The 7,483-nt window shown below is 72.2% G+C and carries 8 protein-coding genes; 1 reads left to right on the top strand and 7 read right to left on the bottom strand.

The genetic code is table 11. From position 1 onward, the window contains the following. Window positions 1-93: 93 nt before the first annotated feature. Genes ACZ7HQ_RS03575 through ACZ7HQ_RS03545 form a run of 7 tightly spaced genes read right to left on the bottom strand, consistent with a single transcriptional unit; the run spans window position 94 to window position 5,245 of the window. A complete protein-coding gene (locus ACZ7HQ_RS03575) occupies window positions 94-426 on the bottom strand; it encodes a TcmI family type II polyketide cyclase (RefSeq protein ID WP_470984107.1) in 333 nt (110 codons plus the stop codon). A 19-nt stretch (window positions 427-445) separates the two neighbouring features. After that, the gene (locus ACZ7HQ_RS03570) at window positions 446-925 is read right to left on the bottom strand and encodes an SRPBCC family protein (RefSeq protein ID WP_470984104.1); all 480 of its coding nucleotides are present in this window, start codon (window positions 923-925) and stop codon (window positions 446-448) included. A 1-nt stretch (window position 926) separates the two neighbouring features. After that, window positions 927-1,181 (bottom strand): acyl carrier protein, encoded by a 255-nt coding sequence (locus ACZ7HQ_RS03565; protein ID WP_470984102.1) that lies wholly within the window; start codon window positions 1,179-1,181, stop codon window positions 927-929. Between the two features lie 23 nt (window positions 1,182-1,204). Further along, the gene (locus tag ACZ7HQ_RS03560; protein ID WP_470984100.1) at window positions 1,205-2,449 is read right to left on the bottom strand and encodes a ketosynthase chain-length factor; all 1,245 of its coding nucleotides are present in this window, start codon (window positions 2,447-2,449) and stop codon (window positions 1,205-1,207) included. A gap of 7 nt (window positions 2,450-2,456) precedes the next feature. Beyond that, window positions 2,457-3,716 carry a beta-ketoacyl-[acyl-carrier-protein] synthase family protein gene (locus ACZ7HQ_RS03555; RefSeq protein WP_470984098.1) on the bottom strand — a complete coding sequence of 420 codons (1,260 nt, stop codon included), beginning with the start codon at window positions 3,714-3,716 and terminating at the stop codon, window positions 2,457-2,459. Next, window positions 3,713-4,141 carry a cupin domain-containing protein gene (locus ACZ7HQ_RS03550; protein ID WP_470984096.1) on the bottom strand — a complete coding sequence of 143 codons (429 nt, stop codon included), beginning with the start codon at window positions 4,139-4,141 and terminating at the stop codon, window positions 3,713-3,715. The genes ACZ7HQ_RS03555 and ACZ7HQ_RS03550 overlap by 4 nt, the downstream gene beginning before the upstream one ends. 33 nt (window positions 4,142-4,174) lie before the next feature. Continuing rightward, complete coding sequence (locus ACZ7HQ_RS03545) at window positions 4,175-5,245, bottom strand: SchA/CurD-like domain-containing protein (protein WP_470984094.1); 1,071 nt, start codon at window positions 5,243-5,245, stop codon at window positions 4,175-4,177. A 197-nt stretch (window positions 5,246-5,442) separates the two neighbouring features. On the opposite strand from ACZ7HQ_RS03545, the gene ACZ7HQ_RS03540 reads away from it, so the two are divergent. Further along, window positions 5,443-7,089, top strand: a complete 1,647-nt coding sequence (locus tag ACZ7HQ_RS03540) for an FAD-dependent oxidoreductase (RefSeq protein ID WP_470984092.1) — start codon at window positions 5,443-5,445, stop codon at window positions 7,087-7,089. The last annotated feature ends 394 nt before the right edge of the window (window positions 7,090-7,483 follow it).

The following is a 7,483-nucleotide window of genomic DNA, read 5'->3' as shown; positions in this document are numbered from 1 at the left end:
TCCCCTCCCCCCACGTCGCCCCCCCCCTACCCGGAAATCTCTTCCCCCCCCCCCCCCCCCCCCCCCCCCCCGCCACCGGTGTCCGGAAGGGGGTCAGGCGCCGGCGTCGCGCTCCCAGAGGTAGAAGCGCTGCGCCATCGCGTCCTTGGGGGACCGCCAGGTCTCCGGGTCGTACGCGCTGACGTACGCCGAGAGCCGCTCGCTGACCTCCTTGAACTGGGGGTGCGAGGTGACCTTGGCGATGGCCGGTCCCGGCTCGCGCTCGGACTCGATGAGGTGCATGTACACATCGCCGAACTGGAAGAGGCTGCGCCGGACGACTCCGACGAGGTGCGGCAGCTCTCCGCGGTCGGACTCCGCGAACACCTTGGCGATGTCGGGGGCGGAACCCGGGGCCATGCGGGCGACGATCAGGGCCTGGTGCACGGTCTTGTCCTCCGTCCGGCTAGTCGGCCAGGGCCGGGGCGGGCCGGTGACCGGCGGCCGCCTTCTCGATCTTGTCGCGGATCAGGGCCATCTGGACCTTGGAGTTCTTGTTGATGTTGTCGGTCATCCAGGCGTCGTCGACGGGGGCGTCCGGCTTCATCGCGAAGTCCTGGGTCCACACCATCCGGGTGCCGGCCGGTACCTCCTCGTACCGCCAGTGGATGTTCATGTGGGCGAAGGGGCCGGTCTCGACGCGGCGGGCCGTGACGGTGAGGCTGTCGCGGTCCGGCTCGCGCTCGGAGACCCAGCTCCAGACGGTGCCGTTGTCGTCCGGGTGCATGGTGAGCCGGAACGTGGTCTTCGCGCCCTCTGTCTTGAGGATCTCCACCGACGCGTACTCGCTGAACAGCTGGGGCCAGCGCTCCAGGTCGTTGGTCATGTCCCAGACCAGGTCCAGCGGGGCGGCGATGGTGATCTCGTTCTGGGTGTGTCCTGCCATCTCAGGCTCCTGCCATCAGGGTGCTGTTGACGAGGTTGAGGAACTGCTGCGGCGTCTTGCAGCGCTCCGCGTCGACCGGCATCGGGGTGCCGTGCGCGTTCTCCAGCTCGCCGACGATGCCGAGCAGGCCCAGCGAGTCGACGCCCAGGACGTCGAAGCCGGTGTCGGGCTTCTCCTGGAGCTGCTGCGGGCTGACGGTGACCCCTGCGGCCTTCTTCATCAGCAGGGCGAGTTCTTCCACGGTGATCTGGGACATGTGCTTTTCCTCCTTTGCTGTGCTCACTGCGCGGCGCCGTGCCGCAGCACCAGCGCAGAGTTCGACCCCATGAGTCCGCGGCTGAGCACCAGTGCCGTACGCAGCTCGGCGGGCCGGGCGCGGCCGGTCACGAGGTCGAGTTCGTGGCAGACGTCGAAGACGTTCGGCGTCGGCGGGATCAGGCCGTGCTGCATGGCGAGCACGGCGGCCGCGGTGTCGAGCACGGGGGCCGCGCAGTAGCCCCGGCCGATTCCGGTCTTCGGTGCCGTGACCGGCACCCGGGTGCCGTGCTCGCCGAGCGCGTCGGCGATGGCCAGTGCCTCGGCCCGGTCCGCCTCCGGCACGCCGAGGGCGTCGGCGAAGACGACGTCGACCTCCTCGGGGGCGCAGCCGGCCTCCCGCAGCGCATGCCGGATCGCGTGGGCGAGGCCCTCGCGGGACTTCGTCCAGCGGGAGGCGCCGGTGAAGGTGGCCCCGTGCCCGGCGACGACGGCCCGGACGTCGGCGCCGCGGTCCCGGGCGGGGCCCGCCGCCTCGATCACGAGCATCGCGCCGCCCTCGGCCGGTACGAACCCGCACGCCCCGTCCGTGAACGGCCGGTAGGCGCGGGCCGGGTCGGTCTCGCGGCTCAGTTCCTCGTAGCCGAGCTGGCAGACCATCGAGTACGGCGCGAGCGGCGCCTCGGTGGAGCCGGCCACGATCGCGTCGGTGCCGCGCCGCACCGCCCGTGCGGCGTGGGCGAGGGCGTCGAGACCGCCGGCCTCGTCGGAGGCGACGACCGAGCAGGGCCCCTTGAAGCCGCGGCGGATGGAGACCTGGCCGGTGCTGGCGGCGTAGAACCAGGCGATGGACTGGTAGGGGCCGACGAACCGGCTGCCCTTGCCCCACAGTTGCTGGAGTTCGCGCTGGCCGAACTCGCCGCCGCCGGACCCGGCGGCGGTGACCACGCCGATGGAGTAGGGCGCGTCGGGGGTGTCGGCCTGGCCGAGCCGGGCGTCGCCGAGCGCGAAGTCGGCGGCGGCCATGGCGTAGTGCGTGAACCGGTCGGTCTGGACGAGGAAGCGCTCCTCGATCGTGGCCGCCGGGTCGAAGGCACGGACCTCGCCGGCCACCTTGAGGGGAAGGTGCTCGCAGCCCTCGCGGGTGACCCGGTCGAGGACGCTGAGGCCTTCCTGGGTGGCCTTCCAGAAGGTGTCGGTGCTGGTGCCGTTGGGCGCGACCACCCCGATGCCGGTGACGGCCGCCTGCCGGTCCTGCGGTTCGCTCATCGTGTCCTCACTCCCTCGGCCGGGTCAGGATCACCGCGGACTGGAAGCCACCGAACCCGCTGCCCACGGACAGCACGCTGGTCAGCCGGCGTTCGCGGGCGACACGCGGGACGTAGTCCAGGTCGCACTCGGGGTCGGGGATCTCGTAGTTGGCGGTCGGGGGTACGACCTGCTTGGCGAGCGCCAGGACGCAGGCGACCAGTTCTATGGCGCCGATCGCCCCGAGGGAGTGCCCCACCATGGACTTGATGGAGCTCATCGGGGTGTCGTAGGCGTGGTGGCCGAGCGCCCGCTTCACGGCCGCCGTCTCGTGGCGGTCGTTCTGCCGGGTGCCGGAGCCGTGGGCGTTGACGTAGTCGATCGCCGTGGGGTCGAGCCGGGCCTGGTCGAGGGCGGTCTTGATGGCCCGCGCCATCTCCAGGCCCTCCTTGGTCAGCCCGGTCATGTGGTAGGCGTTGCCGAAGGTGGCGTAGCCGCCGAACTCGCAGTAGACGCGGGCGCCGCGGGCCCGGGCGTGCTCCAGTTCCTCCAGGACGAGCACCGCGCCGCCCTCGCCCATGACGAAGCCGTCACGGTTGTTGTCGAAGGGCCGGGAGGCGTGCTCGGGGTCGTCGTTGTTCGGGGAGGTGGCCTTGATGGCGTCGAAGCAGGCCATGGTGATCGGGGAGATCGGCGAGTCCGCGGCCCCCGCGATGCATATGTCGGCCCGGCCTTCCTGGACGGTGTGGAAGGCGTACCCGACGGCGTCGAGTCCGGAGGTGCAGCCGGTGGACACCGTCTGTACCGGACCCTGGGCGCCGAAACGTTCCGCCACCGCGGAGGCCGCGGTGCTCGGCGAGAACGCCCGGTGCAGCTGGGGCTCCGCCTTGTGGTGGTCCACGTCCCAGCGCTGCCCCCGGCTGCTCACCAGGACGTAGTCGTGCTCCAGGCGGGTGGTGCCGCCGACGGCGGTGCCCAGCGAGACCCCGACCCGCCACGGGTCCTCGCGGGCGATCTCGAGACCGGAGTCCCGGACCGCCTCGTCCCCGGCGACCATGGCGAACTGTATGTACCGGTCCGCCCGCTCCACCTGCTCGGCGTCCAGACCGTGCGCCGCCGGCTCGAAGTCGCACTCTGCGGCTATCCGCGACCGCAGCCCGGCGGGGTCGAAGAAGGTGATGCCGCGCGTCGCGGTACGGCCTTCGGCGAGCAGATCCCAGAACGCCGGCACGCCGATACCGCCCGGAGCCACGATGCCTATACCGGTGACCGCCACGCGCCGGGTCATGAGCGCGCCTGCCCCGCCTCGGCGGCGACGGCCACCGGCTCCGTCTCCTCCGTGTCGACGTGGCCGAGGCTCGGACGCGGGGCCAGCGGACCCAGGTGGAAGACGAGCCGCGCCTCCACGTTGCCGACGTTGCGGAAGCGGTGCCGCATGTTGACGGGGATCATCAGCCCCTGCTCGGGCAGCAGCGGGTGCGGCTCGCCGTCCAGGTCCACCTCCAGCTCGCCGCAGACGACGTACACGAACTCCTCGGAGTACGGGTGGTAGTGCTCACCGATGCGGTCGCCCGGCTGCACCAGGGCCACGCCCATGAAACCGCTGGTCGAGCCCACCGTGGCCGGGGTGAGCATGGCGCGCAGATCGCCGCCGCGCCGCGTGTTGGGCTCGACCTCGCTGAGGTCCACGATCTTCGGAAGGGGTTTGATCACGACAGTCCTCCGTGGGTGTGCTGCGGCTGGGTCTCAGGCGTCCGGCGAGCGCCGGTCGGTGACGAGCTGCATCCGGACGACCTCGCCGTCCAGCAGGGCGGTCAGCGGTGCCGCCGGAGTGACGTCCACGGCCACGCCGGCACGGTGGTCGACCAGCCGTACGACGACGTCGTCCCGCTGGAAGATCGTGCTGCGCAGGACCGGGCTGCCCGGGTCCTCCGCCGCCCGCTCGTCTCCTTGCGCGAGCAGTTGGGCCAGCTCCATCCCGCGGCCCGGCCGGGCCGGGTAGTACAGCGCGAGCCGCTCCCCCTCGACCAGTTCGTCGGCGGTGACGTGGTGCACGGCCGGCAGCGCCGCCCGGGTGAAGAACACCCGTGCGGATTCCTGGTCGTTCAGGTCCCGCTCCTGCTCCAGGTAGGGGTTGATGGCCTCCTCGACCGCCCGGACCTCGGGCTGCCGGGCGACGTGGCGCAGCGCCGCCAGCAGGTCGCCGCGCACCTCGATGGCCCGTACGACCCGGTTGCCGTGCATGAACAGGGAGGTGCGGCACAGCCGCGTGGTCTCGTCGACCCGTGCGTCGGGCGAGGCGTAGTCCGCGAGGATCTTCGCGACCTCGGCCTCGCTGCCCGGCTTCACCGTGAAGGTGAGCGCGTGCCGGATCACCCCGTCGCCGATCCGCGGGGAGGCCTGGAGCCGGCGCGTGGCCGAGGGGGCGGCCGCCGCCGCGCCGCCCGTCTCGCGGACGATGTGGAAGCGCAGCGACCGGGTGTCCCGGACGCAGCTGTGCAGCGGCTCCACCATGCGGACGTGTTCCTCGCTGTTGACCCAGGCGAGGAACGGCGGGGCGCTCTCCCACTCACTCGTGATGAGCCACTGGGACGGGTTCTCGATCGACTGGCAGAGCTGGTCGCTGACATGTCCGGGCACCGACGCGACCTGGTTGCACAGTTGTTCGTAGGCCTCCAGGAACTGCTGCTGGGCGCCGTCGTATACGTCCACCAGCAGGACGACCCGGAGGCGGGAGCCGTCGAAGACGGATTGCGAGACCCGTTTCGACACCTGCCGCGCCAGCTGTTCCGAAACCTTTTCCGACGTGGTGGTCATACTGCGCACATCTCCTTCAGGAGCAGAGGGGCAACGCCGCCCGTGACGCGACGTCAGCGTTCCTTGATCCTGTTCCTGTCCTCCGGAGTGCGCGACTCGTGTGAACCAGGAGGGTGATTGAGCACGCGAAGCCCTTCGAAGAGGGCATGGAAACTCCGAGGTGCTCCACACCCCCGCCCCTGCCTCTGGAGTCGTCGATGCAGCACAAAGCCGATCACCACGTGCCCGTCCTTGTCGTGGGCGGCTCACTGGTGGGTCTGTCCCTGTCCCTGTTCCTGGGCCGTCTCGGTGTACGGCACATGCTCGTCGAGCGGCACTCCGGGACCTCGGTCCACCCGCGTGGCCGCGGCAACAACGTGCGGACGATGGAGCTGTTCCGGGTGGCCGGCATCGAGCCGGACATCAAGAAGGCGGCGTCCCTGCTCGCGGACAACCACGGCATCCTGCAGACCCCGACGCTGGCCGGGGACGCCGGCGAGTGGCTGTTCCGGGAGATCGACCCCGGCGGGGGGCTCGCGCGGTTCAGCCCCACCGCCTGGTGCCTGTGCAGCCAGAACGACCTGGAGCCGGTGCTGCTGGACGGGGCCCGCGCCCTCGGCGGCGACCTCAGGTACTTCCACGAGCTGGAATCCTTCGCCCAGGACCCCGACGGAGTGACGGCCTACGTACGGGACCGCGACGGCGACGACCTCTACACCGTCCGCGCGGACTACCTCGTCGCGGCCGACGGACCCCGCAGCCCGGTCCGGGGCCGGCTCGGCATCGGGCAGAGCGGCCCCGGTGACCTCTTCGCGAACGTCAGCATCACCTTCCGCTCCAAACTCCTCGCCGACGTGGTCGCGGACCGCCGCTTCATCTGCTGCTACCTCACCGACCCCGAGGCCGACGGCGCCCTGCTGCCCGTCGACAACAGGGAACGCTGGGTCTTCCACGCCCCCTGGCACCCCGAACACGGGGAAAGACTGGAGGAGTTCACCGAGGAGCGGCTCACCCGGCACATCCGCCGTGCCGTCGGCGTCCCCGACCTCGACGTCGAGATCACCGGCAAGGCGTCCTGGCGCGCCGCCGAACGGGTCGCCGAGCGCTACCGGGACGACCGGGTCCTGCTCGCCGGCGACTCCGCCCACGAGATGTCCCCGACCGGCGCGTTCGGCTCCAACACGGGGATCCAGGACGCCCACAACCTGGCCTGGAAGCTGGCCGCCGTCCTCGACGGCTGGGCGGGCCCCGGGCTGCTGGACACCTACGACGCCGAGCGCCGGCCGGTCGCGCTGGCCACCAGCGCCCGGGCCTCGGCCCGCTCGGTGGAACACAGCCACCCCGGCTTCGCCCCCGCCCCCGGCTTCGGCGCCGGCAAGCGCGGCGGCATCCTCAACGTGGTGCTCGGCTACCGCTACCCGCAGGGCGCCGTCGTGGGCGCCGACCCGGACCAGCCGGTCGTACCGGACGGGCTGCGGCTGACCGGCGAACCGGGCAGCCGGGCCCCGCACCTGTGGCTGCGCCGCGCGGGCGAGCGGCTGTCCACGCTCGACCTGTACGAGCGGTCACTGGTGCTGCTCAGCGACGCGTCCGCGCCGGCGGGTGCCGCCTGGCACTCCGCCGCCCGGCGTATCGCCGGCACGCAGGGTGTACCACTGGAGGCCTACCGCATCGGCGCGGCGCCGGACGCCGGGCTGCGGTACGACGCGGAGGGCGACGACTGGGCGGCGGCCCACGGGGTGACGGCCGACGGGGCGGTGCTGGTGCGGCCGGACGGATTCGTGGCGTGGCGGGCGGACGGTGCGGCGGCGGATCCGGAGGCCGAGCTGCGGCAGGCGCTGCGCGCGGTGCTGCGGCGGGGGTGAGCCGCCGCGGCGCCCGGGGCCCGGGCGCCCCGGGCCTCAGCGCCGAGCCGGCGCCGGCACACCCCGCCCGGACATCAGGGCACCCAGGGGGTTGCGATCGGTCGACGGCGGGCCGGCGTCGTCGCGACCGTAGCCGCGTTCGACGTCCTCGGCGGCCGGGTCACCCGCCTCTGGGCGGTCCGCAACCGGGAGAAGCTGCAGCCGCAGGCGCGGCACGGTCAGGGCCCTCCCGGCGGATCGGACCGGCTCCGGGCAACGGCGTCGTGCCGGCGCAGGCGAGCGTGGGGGGGGGGGGGGCCAGGCGTCTAAGCCGGCACAACAGGGAGAGAAAAAAAAAGAAGAAAGAAACGGCGGCACCGGAAACAAACCCCCCCCACCCCCCACCAAGCTTCCC

The organism is Streptomyces sp. NPDC037290 (assembly GCF_055603245.1).
Note: the sequence above shows the minus strand (reverse complement) of the source record. Positions and strands in the feature narration are given on the sequence as shown.

Bases quoted from the DNA above. Each gene is read 5' to 3' on its own strand.
- ACZ7HQ_RS03570 (WP_470984104.1), bottom strand. From the start codon at position 925: ATGGCAGGACACACCCAGAACGAGATCACCATCGCCGCCCCGCTGGAC.
- ACZ7HQ_RS03565 (WP_470984102.1), bottom strand. From the start codon at position 1,181: ATGTCCCAGATCACCGTGGAAGAACTCGCCCTGCTGATGAAGAAGGCC.
- ACZ7HQ_RS03560 (WP_470984100.1), bottom strand. From the start codon at position 2,449: ATGAGCGAACCGCAGGACCGGCAGGCGGCCGTCACCGGCATCGGGGTG.
- ACZ7HQ_RS03555 (WP_470984098.1), bottom strand. From the start codon at position 3,716: ATGACCCGGCGCGTGGCGGTCACCGGTATAGGCATCGTGGCTCCGGGC.
- ACZ7HQ_RS03545 (WP_470984094.1), bottom strand. From the start codon at position 5,245: ATGACCACCACGTCGGAAAAGGTTTCGGAACAGCTGGCGCGGCAGGTG.
- ACZ7HQ_RS03540 (WP_470984092.1), top strand. From the start codon at position 5,443: ATGCAGCACAAAGCCGATCACCACGTGCCCGTCCTTGTCGTGGGCGGC.